Source organism: Aureimonas sp. Leaf454 (assembly GCF_001424685.1).
Lineage (GTDB): Bacteria > Pseudomonadota > Alphaproteobacteria > Rhizobiales > Rhizobiaceae > Plantimonas.
In genome coordinates this window covers 280,527-295,691 of record NZ_LMQT01000012.1, presented here as the reverse complement: position 1 = coordinate 295,691, position 15,165 = coordinate 280,527, and the positions used below count along the sequence as shown (strand labels likewise).

Below are 15,165 nucleotides of genomic sequence, written 5' to 3'. Positions count from 1 at the left end.
GGGCCGTGACGATCCGGGTGAGACTGTCGGAGACGGGCGAGATCGCGATCCCGAAGGACGTGCGTGATGCGCATGGCTGGGGCGCGGGGACGGAGTTCGATTTGATCGAGAGCGGCGAGGGCGCCCTGTTGCGTCAGGTCGTTCTCAGTCCGCGGCGCCCGTCGAAGGAGCAGATCGAGGCGTTCCTTGCGTCTCGTCCCAGGATCAATCGGCCCTTCCCCACTGACAACGAAATCGAACGCATCGTTCTCGAAGAAGCGAAGCGACGGTTCGATGCGACACGCGATTGATACGAATGTGCTGGCACGGCTTCTCGTCAGTGACGATGAGGAGCAGTCTCTTCGGCTGAAGCCTTACTTCGAAGCCGAACTGTTCGTACCCGTTTCGGTCGTCGTCGAATGCGAGTGGGTGCTTCGCAGCGCTTTCGGACTTCCTCGGCCTGTCCTCAACCGACTGATCCGTTCCATCTTCGATTTTCCGAATATCGAATTCGCGGAGGCGAGTTCGGTTCTCGCCGCGCTCGATCTTCATGAAAAAGGCTTCGACTTCGCCGATGCGCTTCATTTGGCGCTGAGCAAATCCTGCTCGGTGATGCTGACCTTCGACAAAGCCTTCATCCGGCGAGCCGCCACGTCGCCGGATCTGCCTCTCGTGCGCGAGCCCTGACGGCTCCGCTTCATTTCCCTCGTTCAGCCTCAGGTTCCCGTTCCATGAATCGCCCCGTCCAGCCGCCCGCTTCCGCCTATTTCATCACCGACGAGAAGGAGCAGGTCGAGGCCCGCACGCTCGCGCTCGTGGTCGACAACGAGCCGGGCGTCCTCGCCCGCGTTATCGGGCTCTTTTCCGGGCGGGGCTACAACATCGAGAGCCTGACCGTTTCCGAGACCGAGCACGCCAAGCATCTCTCGCGCATCACGGTCGTCACGCGCGGCGCGCCCCATGTCATCGAGCAGCTGAAGAGCCAGCTCGACCGGATCGTGCCGGTCCACCGCGTTCTCGACCTCACCGTCGCGGCGCGGGCGAACGGGCATGACGGCCCGATCGAGCGCGAACTCGCCGTCGTCAAGGTCGCGGGAACCGGCGATCACCGCGTCGAGGCGTTGCGCCTCGCCGACGCCTTCCGCGCGACGATCGTCGATGCCTCGGTCGAGCATTTCATCTTCGAGATCACCGGTCGCGTCTCCGAGATCGACCAGTTCATCGCCATCATGGCGCCCTTGGGTCTGGTCGAGGTCTGCCGCACCGGCGTCGCGGCGCTGACGCGCGGCAAGTCCGAGACCTGATGGGGTGCCGCTCGAAACCTTTCTCGCGCTGATCGTCTATGCCTTCGTTACCTCGGTGACGCCGGGGCCGAACAACATGATGCTGATGGCATCGGGCGTGAATTTTGGTTTCAAGCGGACCCTCCCGCACATGCTGGGCATCGCGCTTGGCTTCTTCGTCCTCCTGCTCAGCGTCGGCTTCGGGCTCGGCGCCGTTCTTCTGGCCGTCCCGGCGGCGCAGACGGCGCTGAAGATCGCGAGCGTCGCCTACATGGTCTGGCTGGCCTGGAAGGTCGCGATGTCGCGCTCGATCGGGGAGGGGACGGCGTCGGCCAAGCCGTTGACGCTGCTCGAGGCCGCGGCCTTTCAATGGGTCAATCCCAAGGCCTGGGCGATGGCGCTCGTCGCGATGGGCGCCTACACCAACGCGGACCATCCCGTCCTTTCGGTCGTCCTCGTCGGCGTCGCCTTCGCGGTCGTGAACTTCCCGAGCGTTTCCGTCTGGGCCGGCTTCGGCGTCGCCCTGCGTGGCTATTTGGCGGATCCGCGCCGTCTGCGGGTCTTCAACGGCCTGATGGGGCTGGCGCTCCTCCTATCGATCGTCCCGATCCTGTTCTGACACCAGGGAGAGTTCCGATGCCGATCGAGCCCGTTATCGTCCGAGATCTCGGGATTGCGAGCGACGGCTGGAGCGAGCCGGAGGGGCGGGGCGTGGTCGGCTGGCAGACGCTCCTGTCGGGTGATCTCACGCCGACGGACGGGCTGACGGCGGGAATCGCCCATCTCCAGCCGGGCGGGCATCTTGCCCTGCATCGCCACGAACCCGCCGAACTCTACTTCCTTCTCGAAGGCGAGGCGGTGGTCTCCGTCAACGGCGCGGAAAGCCGGGTGTCGACAGGCGCCTGCGTCTTCATTCCCGGCAATGCCGAGCATGGCATCCGCAACGAGGGGGGCGCGCCCGTGCGCTTTCTCTACGTCTTCCCCACCGACAGCTTCGCCGAGATTGTCTATCGCTTCTCCGAGGATGACAGGCCGGAATGAGGGAGCCCCGGAACGGGATGGGGAGATCGATCGCCTTGCCCTTCCCGGCCGAATCCTGTCACTGGCAGTCATGAAGTTTTCTCCTCAGCAGGATCAGGCCCTCAAAGCCGTCGCCGACTGGCTGGCGGCCGGCGACAAGCCGCTGTTCCGTCTCTTCGGCTATGCCGGAACCGGCAAGACGACGCTCGCGCGCCATTTTGCCGAAGGCATCGACGGCAATGTCCAGTTCGCCGCCTTCACGGGCAAGGCGGCGCAGGTCCTGCGTTCGAAGGGCGCCAAGAGCGCGCGTACGCTGCATTCGCTGATGTATCGCCCCCGCGGAGAGGAAACGGTGACCGACGAGGAGAAGGGCTCCTCGCGCATCTCGCCGACCTTCTCGCTGAACCGGCAGAGCCCTGTCTCCAAGGCCAAGCTCATCGTCGTCGACGAGTGCTCGATGGTCGACGAGGTTCTGGGGCGCGATCTTCTGTCCTTCGGAACACCGGTCCTGGTGCTCGGCGATCCGGGCCAGCTGCCTCCGGTTTCCGGCGGGGGCTTCTTCACGGAAGCCGAGCCAGATTTCCTCCTGACGGACATCCACCGCCAGGCGCGCGACAATCCGATCATCGACCTCGCGCTGACCGTTCGGGAGGGCCGTCCGCTGATGAAGGGCGACTACGGCACGGCGCAGGTGATCGGCAAGGAGGAGGTCGACCGCGACCGCGTGCTCTCGGCCGATCAGGTACTCGTCGGCACGAACCGCACGCGGCGGCGCTACAATGCGCGACTGCGGGAGCTGAAGGGATTTCAGGGCGCGCTGCCCTATTCCGGCGACAAGCTTGTCTGCCTGCGCAACGATCCGGCCAAGGGCCTGCTCAACGGCTCCCTCTGGCAGGTCATGACGGCCTCGCCCGAAACGACCAAGCCCGGCATCAACCTCATCGTGAAGCCGGACGACGACGATGTCGACCAGGGCGCGGCCAAGATCAAGCTCTTGAAACAGGCCTTCGAGGCACCCGACGAGGAGGTGCCCTGGGCAACGAAGAAGCGTTACGACGATTTCGACTACGGCTATGCCCTGACCGTCCACAAGGCGCAGGGCTCGCAGTGGAACGACGTCATGCTCTTCGACGAGAGCTGGGCCTTCAAGGAAACGCGCGATCGCTGGCTCTACACCGCCATCACGCGCGCCGCGGAGCGGCTGACGATCGTGCGCTGAGCGCGCGGATGCCGGGCGAGATCATCGCGATCGGAAGGTCCGGTCGCCATCGTCCGTCCCGTTCCCAACGACCAGGATCTCTCGCATCCAAAGACATGGCCGAACGCAGAGAGGGCGGCGGATCGCTCCGCCGCCCTCTCTGCGTCTGCCTGACGTGCGGGATCAGCAGCCGGCGGGCGTGAAGCTCGCGGTGCCGGCGCCGATCGACTCGAGCTTGGCCGTGCAGCCGCCGCCGAGATCGGCGGAGGCGCCGGGCTTCACCTCCTGCGGGCCCTGGCCGACAACGACGATGAAGGCGGCTTCGGGGGTCAGGCGCGACAGGAAAATGCGCTTGTCGCCATAGGTCGCGGTCTGCCCGATGGCGATCGGCGTGCCCGCCGCGGTGGACGCGGCCGGTGCCGCGGCCGGAGCCTCGGGTGCCGGGGCTTCGGCGGCGGGAGCCGGAGCTTCGGGCGCTGCGGCGGCCGGGGCTGCTGCGGCCGGCTCCGCGGGCGCCGCCGGCGCTGCGGCGGACGCGGTATCGGCGGACGGGGTCTCGCCGCAACCGGCGGGCTCGACCGTCACCGACGTCGCCTCGACGCTGGCGACCGAAAGGCTGCAGCCGTCGCCGAGATCGACGCTGCCACCGGCCTTTCCGGAGACCTGACCCTGGCCGGGGATGAAGAAGAACGCCGTCTGATCCGCCGCGGAGATTCGGGACAGGAACGCCTTCTTCTCGCCGAACACCGCCGTCTGCCCGATCACGAGCGCGCCGTTGGACGCGGCCGGCGCCGGGGCGGCAGCCGGAGTCTCGGCAGCTGCCGGCGCCGGGGCGGGCACGGCTGCGGGCTCGGCGGCGGGCGCCGCGGGTGCTGCAGCGGCGGGAGCGGCTGCCGGAGCGGCCGGCGCAGCCGCCGCGGGTGCTTCGGCGGCCGGAGCGCTCGGAGCGCCGCAGCCGGTGGGCGCGAGAAGCGCGGCGGGACCGGCGACGCCGGTCAGAGCCACGGAGCAGCCATCGCCGAGATCGACCGAGGCGCCGGACGCGACTTCGTTCGATGCGCCGCCGGCCGTGCCGATCGTCGCCTTGCCCTCGCCGACGGAGGCGACGGTCAGCGTCTTGGAACCGAAGATCGCGGATTGTCCGGCCAGAAGGATCGCGCCGCTATTGCCGAGGCCGGATGCCAGCGCCGCGAACTCGCCGCCGGACGGAGCGGCGGGAGCGGCCGGAGCCGGCATCGCCGCCAGCGCATCGATCTTCTGCCCGAGCGCTGCGACCGTCTGTCCAAGCGCGTCCGTGGCGGCCTTCGATGCGGCATCCGCCTGATCGAGCTTCGCCGAAAGGGCGGCAGCGGCCTCGTTCGGTGCTGCCGACGCCTGCGCCTGGACGGCGGCGGCGATCTCGGTCATCCGCTGATCTGCGCCGACCATGCCGTTCTGGATGCCGGCGACGGACACGAGCCCGTTGTTCACCTTCGCCTCGATCTGCGTCAGCCGATCGCCCAGCGTCGTCTCGATGTCATCGACATCGGGTCCGAGGACCCAGCCGATGAGAAGGCCGATGAAGCCTGCAATCACCAGCGGCACGAATCTTGAACTACCCATCAATCTCTCCCAGCCGTTTATCGCGGCTTGGCAAGGGAACAGTGCGAGGTCCGTGCTGTCAACCGCTCTTGCGCCGCGGTCTCCAAGAGTTCATCGACCGAGCGCAAGGCGCGACGGACGAGCGTCCCGACGCCTTGGCGGCATGCCTCGACGGGGGTCCGGACGAGGTCCTGCGCCGGGCGGGACGGCCTCTTGCAGTCCGAGGCAAAGACGGGTAGAGGGCCGTACCGTAACGTACGGTACTTATCGGGAAGGCGGTTGCCGCGTGGATGTCGAGGAAGCCGAAATCGAGGGACGTCCGCTGACCAGCCGTCAGCGCGAAGTGCTCGACGCCGCCCTCGGCCTCCTGGTCGATGCCGGGGAAACGCTGACGATGAGCGCGGTCGCACAGCGCGCGAGCTGCTCCAAGGAAACGCTCTACAAGTGGTTCGGCGGTCGCGATGGTCTCCTGACCGCGACGGTGCAGTGGCAGGCGGCGAAGGTGCGCATGCCGACGGTGCCGGCCGAGGGGCTCGATCGCGCCGCGCTCTTCGACAGCCTCGACGGTTTCGCGCGGGACTGGCTGACGGTCCTGACGGGGCGCACCTCCGTCGCCCTCAATCGCCTCGCCGTCGGCGAGGCCGGTTCGGAGCGCAAGGGCGAGGCGGGATCCTCGCCGCTCGGCTCCATCGTCCTCGAAAACGGTCCGTCCGCGATGCGCCGCCGGCTTCGGCCGATGATCGAAGCGGGCCGGTCCGCCGGACTGATCGCCTTCGCGGATGCCGACGAGGCCTTCGCGACCTTTTTCGGTCTCGTCGTGCGCGACGTGCAGATCCGTCTCCTGCTCGGCGAGCCGCTCGCGCCGACGGAGGGCGAGATCGCACGGGACGCCGGCCGCGCGACCGAACAGTTCTTCGCCCTCTATGGGGCAAGGCCCGGCAGCGGCTGACGCCGCTGATCCACAACGAGAGCGGCCGATGGCCGCGCCGTCCCCGACCGCCACCCGGTTGCAACCCACCGCCACAAGGAAACGATGCGATGCGCGTCTATTACGATCGTGATGCCGACCTCAACCTCGTCAAGTCCAAGAAGGTCGCCGTCATCGGCTATGGCAGCCAGGGCCGCGCCCATGCGCTGAACCTCAAGGATTCCGGCGCCGGCAACGTCGTCATCGCCCTGAAGAGCGGTTCGCCGACCGTCAAGAAGGCCGAGGCCGACGGCTTCAAGGTCATGACCGTGGCGGAAGCCGCCGCCTGGGCCGACCTCATGATGATGGCGACTCCGGACGAACTGCAGGCCGACATCTACAAGGCCGACATCGCTCCGAACATTCGCGACGGCGCCGCGATCGCCTTCGCCCACGGCCTCAACGTGCATTTCGGCCTGATCGAGCCGAAGTCCTCGGTCGACGTCGTCATGATCGCGCCGAAGGGCCCCGGCCACACCGTGCGCGGCGAGTATCAGAAGGGCGGCGGCGTGCCGTGCCTCGTCGCCGTCCACCAGGACGCATCGGGCAACGCGCTCGAACTCGCGCTCTCCTACGCCTGCGGCGTCGGCGGCGGCCGCTCCGGCATCATCGAGACCAACTTCAAGGAAGAGTGCGAGACCGATCTCTTCGGCGAGCAAGTCGTGCTCTGCGGCGGTCTGGTCGAACTGATCCGCGCCGGGTTCGAGACGCTGGTCGAAGGGGGCTACGCGCCCGAGATGGCCTATTTCGAGTGCCTGCACGAGGTGAAGCTGATCGTCGACCTCATCTACGAGGGCGGCATCGCGAACATGAACTATTCGATCTCGAACACCGCCGAGTGGGGCGAGTACGTGACCGGCCCGCGCATCATCACGGATGAGACCAAGGCCGAGATGAAGCGGGTTCTCAAGGACATCCAGACCGGCAAGTTCACGTCCGACTGGATGCAGGAATACCGGTCCGGCGCGGCCCGTTTCAAGGGCATCCGCCGCAACAACGATCGCCACCAGATCGAAGAGGTCGGCGAGCGTCTGCGCGGCATGATGCCCTGGATCAAGTCGAACGCACTGGTCGACAAGGCCCGCAACTGAAGCCTCGCGGCCCAAGACTCTGGCGGCCCGAGACCCTGGCTGCCCCAGACTCTGGCTGCCCGAGACTTTAGCTGAACGGCTTGCGGCGAAGCACCCGTGCGGGTGCGGCCGGCTCGCCGGCTTCCGTCGAGCCCTGATCCGAAAAGCCGCCGCATCCAAGGGGATGCGGCGGCTTTCTTTTGAAAGAACCTCAGCGCTTTGGCGTTGGCCGACCGGCCCGTGCCGCCCCGACGCCCGCCTCGGGCCTTTACCTAGCGTTAAGAGCGATATGACAATGTCGTTCACCGATCGCTCGTCATGGAGGCCACCTGTGAGTGCCGTGCCCGACCAGGAACCCGACGGGTCCGAGCGCCGCGTCGCGCAGCGAACCCGTACGCTCAAGCGCGCCAAGATCCTGTTCAACAATCGGTTCTCGACCTTCGACTGCATCGTGCGGAACATCTCCTCGACCGGCGCCCTCCTGACGATCGACGACGCGGCTCACCTGCCCAAGGTCTTCGAGGTTCGCATCGGCGACGAAGCCGAGCGGCCGGCCAAGCTCGTCTATCGCCGCGGGATGTTGGCCGGCATCCGCTTTCTCGACGTGATCTCCGAGGAGGAGGAGCAGGCGGCTCTCGATCAGGCCGCGCTGGCGGCCGAGACCGGGCGTGCGAGCGAATTTGGACCGGGCGATCCGTTTCACGATCAGGCTTCGATGCCGGCAACCACCGGACTTTCCATCCGCCGCATCGTTCCCGAGGCGCTGCCGAGCGCCTTGACCCGCCGGTTTCCCTGGTTCTGACGTCGAAATCTCGCGCATCCGCGAAGAAATGTTCGCAACGAGGTGGACAGGATCGGCGACCTTGGCTATAGAGCCGCCATCGGCCTTCGGGACCGACACGCACCGCTCCGGCGGCGCGGTTTCTGCCTTGGCAGGATGATGGGTGTGTAGCTCAGTTGGTAGAGCAGCTGACTCTTAATCAGCGGGTCCACAGTTCGAACCTGTGCACACCCACCATATCATACGCTGATAAAATTCCAGGACATATTAGCCGGACGGCCGGCGATCAGCTCGGATCGTCTTCGCCACGAAGCGGACCGGTCGGCTCTTGGGCTGTTGTAGCGGCTGGATGGCGGGGGCCTCCGGCGTCGCTGGGGCGATCGATGCCGCGTGCACGCGCCGCACCGCGTCGATGCCGGCGGGACGCCGAGCCCTTAAATGATAAGCCTGACTGGTCATCTTGTCGCGGTTGTCGGAGTCCCGTGAACCGAACCGGCGCGAGCGCTGTTGGACCCCGGATCGCTCGGATGGGCCGAGCAGAGGAGTTGAGCATGGCCGCACGTTTCACCAAGTTGAACAATGCCATCAAGTCGGGTCTCGAGACCTTGGCGATCAAGGCCGCCGTCGAGCAGATCGACTATTGGCAGGAGCAACTTGCCGATGTCGAGACAGCCGGCGCGAAGGGCATCCACGCCGATCTCGCATCGCTGAAGACCAAGCTTCAGGCCGACGAGGTGGACGGCGAGGCGGTGAAGAAGCTTCTGGGCTCGCTTGCGGACAAGACCGAGAAGATCGCCGGCCGCGTCGACGACGAGAAGATTTCGGAACAACTGGCCGGCGTCGGCGAGGGCCTGCATCAGGCCGCCTGATCAACCGTCGCAACGCGTTCGCTGGGGCATGCGCCGGGCGAGGGCAGGGGCACCGGGGAGCATCGCGCTCGCCGGTGCCCTTTCGTTTCGGCTCCCGGTCGCCCGACGCATCCTCCAAGGGCTACCTTGCCCAGAGCATCGCCGCTTCGCCCATGGGGAGGCACGGCTCGATCCCGTCGAAGACGCGTCAGACAAGAGATGCGCCGAGGGCCACAAGTGCTCACGCGCCTCGCGCGCCATCCTCCAAGAGTTCACAAGCAGACGGGTCGTTCCTATAGAGGAGGCCGCCGTCTCACCAAGAATTTCGATTGTTTCGTCCAAAGACAAGGGACGGATATTGCGGTTTGCCCGACAGTGATTCAATCTCGCCAAGCCGAGCGGATCAGCGCTTGATCGCGGTCATTGGAGCCGGAATTGGACGTGATACAGGTGCCGGGCTCGACGCTCGGCGGCGACCTCATCGCAGCGGCGGTTACGGCCGACATCGAGCGGGTCCTCAAGACGGTCCGACAGCATCTGGGAATGGATGTCGCCTTCGTTTCCAACGTCATCGGCGACCGCCGCATCTTCCGCTACGTCGAGGGGCAGACCGACCGCGTCCTGCTCCGTCCGGGTGATGCCGGCCCGCTCGACGAGAGCTACTGCCAGAGGATCCTCGACGGCCGCCTGCCCGAACTCATGCCGGACACGACCCAAGTGCCGGAGGCGACGGCGATGCCGGTCACGTCGGACATGCCGATCGGCGCCCATATGAGCGTCCCGCTCCGCTTCTCCGACGGCAGCATCTACGGCACGTTCTGCTGCTTCAGCCATGAGGCCCGTCCCTCGCTCAATCCACGCGATCTCGACGTGATGCGTGCCTTCGCCGAGATCACCGCCCACCAGATCGAGCTTCGGGAAACGGCCCGCCGCGAGGCGGCGGTCAAGCGGGCGCGGATCGAGGCCGTGCTGGCGGCTGGCGGGCCGACCATGCTGTTCCAGCCGATCATCATGCTGTCGGATCAGCGGGTCGTCGGCGTCGAAGCGCTCGCGCGCTTTTCGGCCGAGCCCTTGCGCACGCCCGACAAATGGTTCGCCGAGGCGGCGGATGTGGGGCTGCGCATCGAGCTCGAGACCGCCGCCATCCGCAACGCGATCGAAAGCTGGCACGGGATCTGGGCCGACCTGCCGCTCCAGCTCGGCCTCAACTGCTCCCCGACGACGATCATCGAGGGACGCCTGGAAGATCTCTTCCGGGACCTGCCGGCCGACCGGATCGTCCTGGAACTGACCGAGCACGATCAGGTGGAGGATTACCTGATCCTGAACGACCGGCTGCGCCCTTTGCGCGACCTCGGCGTGAAGGTCGCGATCGACGACACGGGATCGGGCTATGCCAGCATGCGCCACATCCTGACGACCCGCCCGAACATCATCAAGCTCGACATCAGCCTCACCAAGAGGATCGATCTCGACCCCATGCGCCGGGCCCTCGCCGAAGCCCTGATCGGCTTCGCGACCGGTTTCGGCGGGCGCGTGGTAGCCGAAGGCGTGGAAACGGAGCGTGAGCTGGAAGCCCTGCGCGCGATCGGCGTCCAGGCCGCTCAGGGCTATCACATCGCGCGCCCGATGACCGTCCCCGCCTTCCGGCAGTTTCTCGCGCGCCGATAGGTCGGATCGCCCGCCCGATCCCGATCCCGATCCCGATCCTGGCTCCGACGGCCGCGGACCGGCCCGGCGATCCGTCGAGATCGGCGGCTTCCGCTTTGGCTCCGCCGCGGGGGCGTTGACGCGCCGTTAATCCTGTTGGCCCAGGGTGACGCTAGGGAAACCTTCGCAGAAGGCGGGTGATGCAGGTCTGGGGAACGAGGCGGCGACCGTCGAAGATGCGCCCGGACCGGCGCGGCGGCGAGCGGCTGGCGGGCGACGCGCGGCTGCGGCCCGACGCCTTCCTCGCCCATCTCGTGGACGCGCGCGCGATCGAGCCGCCGGCCGCCGAGCGCGCGCGGGCCGCGCTTCATCTCGGCGGCTCCCTGCCGATCGTCCTCAGCGAGCTCGGCCTTTTGTCGGAGGACCGGCTGGTGGAGGCGCTGTCGCAATGGTGCGGCCTCGAAGCCGCCGGCCCCGAGCGTCCCGCGCAGGCCCTCCTCGCCGACCGCCTGCCGCGCGATTACTGCAGCCGCCTACGCCTCCTGCCGCTCGCCGAGGACCCCGCGCCGCTCGTGGCGCTGGCCGATCCCTTCCGCAACGACCTCCTGACGAGCCTTCGCTACGCGTTGGGACCCGACGCGCAGTTCCGCATCATCGGCCCCTCCGCCTTCGACGCAGCCTTCCGCGCGCTCTACGGCGAGGAAGAGGCTCGGGATGAGGCGGGAGGGGACGGCGCGCTGGTGGGCAGCGACACCGAGCGGCTCGAGGACGCCGCGCGTCAGGCGCCCATCGTGCGTCTCGCCAACGCGCTCCTGCGCACCGCCTTCGAGATCGGCGCCTCCGACATCCATGTCGAGCCCGGCGAGACCGATCTCGTGGCGCGCTTTCGCGTCGACGGCATGCTCGTGCGGCCGACCATCTATCCCCGCGCGCTGCACACGGGCCTCGTCACGCGCGTCAAGATCCTCGCCGGGCTCAACATCGCGGAGCGTCGCCTGCCGCAGGACGGGCGTCTCACCACGGTGGATCGCGGGCGCGAGGTCGACGTGCGCGTCTCCGTCCTGCCGACCGCCAGCGGGGAGGCGCTGGTGCTGCGCCTGCTCGGGCAGGGGCAGAAGCCGCAGGAGGAGGTCTCGCTTCCCGCGCTCGGCTACACGCAGGCCTTGGCCGAACGGGTCGAGCGCATGGCGGCGCGTCCGAACGGCATCTTCCTCGTGACCGGCCCCACGGGTTCGGGCAAGACCACGACGCTCTACACGCTGCTCTCGCGCTTCAACGACGGGCGCACCAAGATCGTCACCGTCGAGGACCCCGTGGAATACCGCGTGCCCGGCATCCAGCAGGTGCAGACGCACGCCGCCATCGGCCTCGACTTCGCGCAGGCGCTGCGCTCGATCCTGCGACAGGACCCCGACGTCGTGATGATCGGCGAGATCCGCGACGTCGAGACCGCGCGCATCGCCGTGCAGGCCGCGCTGACCGGCCATCTCGTGGTCTCGACCCTCCACACCAATTCCGCCGCCGCCGCCATCACGCGCCTCGCGGATATGGGGGTGGAGCCCTATCTCCTTGCGGCCACGCTGAACGGCGTCCTCGCCCAGCGCCTCGTTCGTCTCCTCTGCGCGGCGTGCCGCCGGATCGAGCCGGCGACGCTCGCCGAGACCGCGCTTCTGGTGCGTCGGGGATGTCTCGCGTCGGGCGCCGCCCCGCCGCCGCTCGCCCATCCCGGCGGCTGCCCCCATTGCAACGGCACGGGCTTTCGCGGCCGCGCGGTGATCGCGGAAGGCATCGAGTTCGACGAATTGCTGCGCGCCCGCGTCTCGGCGCGCGACACGGAGGCCGCGATCCGCGACCTCGCGCGGCGGAACGGCATGGCGAGCCTTGCCGACCACGGCATCGGACGGGCGCTGGCGCTGGAAACCAGCCTCGACCAGGTGATGCGCCATCTCGAACTGGAATCGGATGCGGCCGTTCCGAGGCCGGAGGCGGCATGACGCGCTTTCGTTTCGAGGTGGTGGATTCCGCGGGGCGCCTGCGCGCGGGACATGTCGAGGCCGAGAACCGGAGCGAGGCCGCTGCGCGCGCCGCTTCCGGCGGCCGGCGCCTCATCAAGCTCGCGCAGGCGCCCGAAACCGAACCCTTCTGGAAGCGCGACATCCTCGGCGGTCCCGGCAGGGCCAGGCCGGCCGACCGGCTGATCTTCCTCAAAGACCTCTCGACGCTGCTGGGAGCCCAACTCACCGTCGACCGCGCCTTGCGCCTCGCCATCCGGCAAGCGCCGGCGCGCCTGCGTCCGATCCTCGACGCCGTGCTTGCCGACGTCCTGTCGGGCGTGCCGTTGTCCAAGGCCTTCCGCCGCCATCCCGGCGCCTTTCCCATCGAGACGGTCGAGATCACCGCGGCCGGCGAGATCAGCGGCTCGCTCGGGCGCGTCCTCGCCGATCTCGTCGCCTCGCTGGAGCGGCGCGAGGAGATCCGCCGCACCGTCGTCTCCGCGCTGATCTATCCGGCGCTGCTGCTCGCCATGGCGCTCGGCATCGTCGGCCTCGTGATCGGCGTCCTCGTTCCCTCGCTCGCGCCCCTCTTCGACCAGCCGGGGGTCGAGACGCCCGCGGTCCTGCGCCTTATCCAGGAGGTCGAGGCGCTCCTCGCCGAGGGCTGGCCGGTGATCATCGCCGGGCTCGGCGCGGCCCTCAGCGGCCTCGTCGCCGTCTGGTCGCGACCGGGCTTCGGGATAGCGCGCGAGAAGCTCCTTTTTCGTCTGCCGCTGCTCGGGCCGGTCCTGCTCGGCAGCGAGGCGGCGCGACTGTGCCGCGTGCTCGGCACGCTGCTCGGCGCCGACGTGCCGGTGCCGGCCGCCATCGCGGCGGCCTCGCTCGTGCCGCGCAGCCAGACCTTCCGCCGCGTGCTCGCCGAGGCCGGACGGCGCATTCCAGAGGGCGCGCGCCTTGCCGTCGCGCTCGGCGGGCTGGAGGCCCTCTCGCCCGTAACCCTGCGCATGATCGCGACCGGCGAGGAGGTCAACCGCCTCGGGCCGCTCCTGATGCAGGCCGCCCATCTCCACGAGAGGGCCTTGGAAACCCGCATCGGCCGCCTGTTCGCCGTGATGACGCCGGTCATCACCGGCTGTCTCGGCATCGTCATCGGCGGCCTCATCCTGTCGATCATGAGCGCGGTCTTCTCCGTCAACGACCTGGCGGTGCGGTGATGGCCGGCCCGCCACGCCCAAGGGTGGGGGAGGCCGGCTTCACGCTGGCGGAAATGCTCGTGGTGATCGCCGTCGTCGCGCTTGCCGCCGGCGCGGGTGCGCTGGCAATGGCAGGCCGGGGCCCGGCCCGGATGGTCGCCTCGGCCGCCGACCGCGTCGCGGCGGAACTGCGCTATGTCCGGCTCGACGCCATCCGCTCGGGCCAGCCCCGAAGCCTTATCTTCGATCCCGCAGCGAAGGCGCTGGTGAGCGAGACGCGCCCGCCCTTCGCGATCCCGGACGGCCTGCGCCTCGATCTCGTGACGGCGCGCGAAGCGGGCGCGGACGGCAAGGCCGCGATCCTCTTCCTGCCGGACGGGCGCTCCAGCGGCGGCCGCGTCGAACTGGCCGCCGGCACGGCGAAGGGCGCCCTCGTCGTGGACTGGCTGACCGGCCTCGTGCGCGGTGAAGCCCCGTGACTCCCGCCGCGGATCCGCATGTCGAGGACGGCGAGGCCGGTTTCGTGCTGGTGGAAGCGCTCGTCGCCTTCGCCATCCTCGCCCTCGTCAGCATCGCCATGCTGCGCGCCTTCGCCGGCACGATGGATGTGGTGGAGGTCGTGGATGCTCATTTCCGTCGCCTCGCGCTGGCGCAGGATCTCGTGGAGAGCGTGCGCGCCCGCGCGATCGTCGCTCCGGGGCGCGAGCAGGGCGTCAGCGATGGAATCGCCTGGCACATCGAGATCGCCGAGGTCCGGCGCGCGGGGCCGCCGGCGGAACCCGGCAGCCCACGCCCCTTTCGCCTGTCCGTCTTCGTGGTCGAGGCACCCGGCACGTCGAAGGGCCGCCGGCCCGATCTGTCGACGCTGGTGCTTGCCCGCGCTCCGGCTCCCGATGCGTGACGCACCGCAACGCTCGCCGCCGCCGGCACCTTCGATGGACGCCGGTCCCGAGGCCGGCATGACGCTGGTGGAACTTCTCGTCGCCATGGCGCTCCTGTCGCTGATCGCGCTCTTCGCCCTCCAGGGCATCGGGTCCCTGCGATGGGCGGCCCCGATCGCCGGACGCCTCGACGCAGCGGAAGAAGCCTCGCTCGTGGCGGCCCATCTGCGCCGCACGTTCGGCGAAGCAGTCGCCCTCCTGCCCGACGGAACGCCCGCCGCCTTAATCGGAACGCCGGACTCCGTCCGCTTTCTCGCACCCGCCGATCCGCTTCTGGAAAGCGGCGGCATCGCGGCGATCACGCTCTCGGTGGAGCCGGCCGCCGACGACACGCTCGTCCTCGCCGAACGCCGGAAGCCGTCGCGCCTGCAGCAGGACGAGAAGCGCGACGCGAACATCCTCCTCCGCGGCGTCAAGGCCCTCCGGCTCGCCTACGGCGCGACAAACGAGGACGGCTCGCCCGAATGGCGGGCGGACTGGAGCGATCCGGCGCTCGGCACGCCGGCCCTCGTGCGGATCGAACTGGAGCGGGCCGACGGGAAGGGACGAGGCCTCGACCTCATCGTGCATCCCATGTCCGCGTTCCAAGCGCCCGCAGCAGGAAGCGATACTGTGAATTCGGCGGCACAAAAGATGGCAAGTCCTGCTAGAACATAAGTA

Annotated in this window: 17 protein-coding genes and 1 tRNA gene; 17 read left to right on the top strand and 1 reads right to left on the bottom strand. The window is 68.5% G+C overall.

What is annotated here, in order from left to right; all coding sequences use genetic code 11:
* Positions 1-5 precede the first annotated feature (5 nt).
* The 6 genes from ASG43_RS10225 to ASG43_RS10200 all read left to right on the top strand — a co-directional run bounded on the left by ASG43_RS10225 (position 6) and on the right by ASG43_RS10200 (position 3,501).
* A complete protein-coding gene (locus tag ASG43_RS10225; RefSeq protein WP_156386623.1) occupies positions 6-290 on the top strand; it encodes an AbrB/MazE/SpoVT family DNA-binding domain-containing protein in 285 nt (94 codons plus the stop codon).
* The gene (locus ASG43_RS10220; RefSeq protein ID WP_162244706.1) at positions 187-666 is read left to right on the top strand and encodes a type II toxin-antitoxin system VapC family toxin; all 480 of its coding nucleotides are present in this window, start codon (positions 187-189) and stop codon (positions 664-666) included. Before ASG43_RS10225 ends, ASG43_RS10220 begins: the two co-directional genes overlap by 104 nt.
* A 44-nt stretch (positions 667-710) precedes the next feature.
* Positions 711-1,283 (top strand): acetolactate synthase small subunit, encoded by a 573-nt coding sequence (gene ilvN, locus ASG43_RS10215; RefSeq protein WP_056503973.1) that lies wholly within the window; start codon positions 711-713, stop codon positions 1,281-1,283.
* 4 nt (positions 1,284-1,287) lie between these two features.
* Complete coding sequence (locus ASG43_RS10210) at positions 1,288-1,881, top strand: LysE family translocator (RefSeq protein WP_056503972.1); 594 nt, start codon at positions 1,288-1,290, stop codon at positions 1,879-1,881.
* A gap of 17 nt (positions 1,882-1,898) precedes the next feature.
* Positions 1,899-2,303: a cupin domain-containing protein gene (locus ASG43_RS10205; protein ID WP_056503971.1), complete on the top strand. Its 405-nt coding sequence runs from the start codon at positions 1,899-1,901 to the stop codon at positions 2,301-2,303.
* A gap of 70 nt (positions 2,304-2,373) precedes the next feature.
* Complete coding sequence (locus ASG43_RS10200) at positions 2,374-3,501, top strand: ATP-dependent RecD-like DNA helicase (protein WP_056503970.1); 1,128 nt, start codon at positions 2,374-2,376, stop codon at positions 3,499-3,501.
* Between the two features lie 162 nt (positions 3,502-3,663).
* Here the strand turns inward: ASG43_RS10200 and ASG43_RS23280 are convergent, their stop codons facing one another.
* Positions 3,664-5,082: a hypothetical protein gene (locus ASG43_RS23280; RefSeq protein WP_200939502.1), complete on the bottom strand. Its 1,419-nt coding sequence runs from the start codon at positions 5,080-5,082 to the stop codon at positions 3,664-3,666.
* Between the two features lie 265 nt (positions 5,083-5,347).
* On the opposite strand from ASG43_RS23280, the gene ASG43_RS10190 reads away from it, so the two are divergent.
* The 11 genes from ASG43_RS10190 (at position 5,348) to ASG43_RS23110 (ending at position 15,162) form a co-directional block, all read left to right on the top strand.
* Positions 5,348-6,010 carry a TetR/AcrR family transcriptional regulator C-terminal domain-containing protein gene (locus tag ASG43_RS10190; protein WP_056503968.1) on the top strand — a complete coding sequence of 221 codons (663 nt, stop codon included), beginning with the start codon at positions 5,348-5,350 and terminating at the stop codon, positions 6,008-6,010.
* A gap of 89 nt (positions 6,011-6,099) precedes the next feature.
* The gene (gene ilvC, locus ASG43_RS10185) at positions 6,100-7,119 is read left to right on the top strand and encodes a ketol-acid reductoisomerase (protein WP_056503967.1); all 1,020 of its coding nucleotides are present in this window, start codon (positions 6,100-6,102) and stop codon (positions 7,117-7,119) included.
* A gap of 310 nt (positions 7,120-7,429) precedes the next feature.
* Entirely contained in the window at positions 7,430-7,900 is a 471-nt protein-coding gene (locus ASG43_RS10180) for a PilZ domain-containing protein (protein ID WP_162244705.1), read from the top strand.
* A gap of 140 nt (positions 7,901-8,040) precedes the next feature.
* A tRNA-Lys gene (locus tag ASG43_RS10175) sits at positions 8,041-8,116 on the top strand.
* Positions 8,117-8,430: 314 nt separating this feature from the next.
* The gene (locus tag ASG43_RS10170; protein ID WP_056503961.1) at positions 8,431-8,748 is read left to right on the top strand and encodes a hypothetical protein; all 318 of its coding nucleotides are present in this window, start codon (positions 8,431-8,433) and stop codon (positions 8,746-8,748) included.
* Between the two features lie 420 nt (positions 8,749-9,168).
* Entirely contained in the window at positions 9,169-10,398 is a 1,230-nt protein-coding gene (locus tag ASG43_RS10165; protein WP_200939501.1) for an EAL domain-containing protein, read from the top strand.
* Positions 10,399-10,613: 215 nt separating this feature from the next.
* A complete protein-coding gene (locus ASG43_RS10160) occupies positions 10,614-12,371 on the top strand; it encodes a GspE/PulE family protein (protein WP_244488051.1) in 1,758 nt (585 codons plus the stop codon).
* Complete coding sequence (locus tag ASG43_RS10155) at positions 12,368-13,585, top strand: type II secretion system F family protein (RefSeq protein ID WP_056503953.1); 1,218 nt, start codon at positions 12,368-12,370, stop codon at positions 13,583-13,585. Before ASG43_RS10160 ends, ASG43_RS10155 begins: the two co-directional genes overlap by 4 nt.
* The gene (locus ASG43_RS10150; protein WP_082490800.1) at positions 13,585-14,043 is read left to right on the top strand and encodes a GspH/FimT family pseudopilin; all 459 of its coding nucleotides are present in this window, start codon (positions 13,585-13,587) and stop codon (positions 14,041-14,043) included. The genes ASG43_RS10155 and ASG43_RS10150 overlap by 1 nt, the downstream gene beginning before the upstream one ends.
* Positions 14,040-14,465, top strand: a complete 426-nt coding sequence (locus ASG43_RS23115) for a hypothetical protein (RefSeq protein ID WP_056503948.1) — start codon at positions 14,040-14,042, stop codon at positions 14,463-14,465. Before ASG43_RS10150 ends, ASG43_RS23115 begins: the two co-directional genes overlap by 4 nt.
* A 34-nt stretch (positions 14,466-14,499) precedes the next feature.
* Complete coding sequence (locus tag ASG43_RS23110; RefSeq protein WP_056503945.1) at positions 14,500-15,162, top strand: type II secretion system protein; 663 nt, start codon at positions 14,500-14,502, stop codon at positions 15,160-15,162.
* The last annotated feature ends 3 nt before the right edge of the window (positions 15,163-15,165 follow it).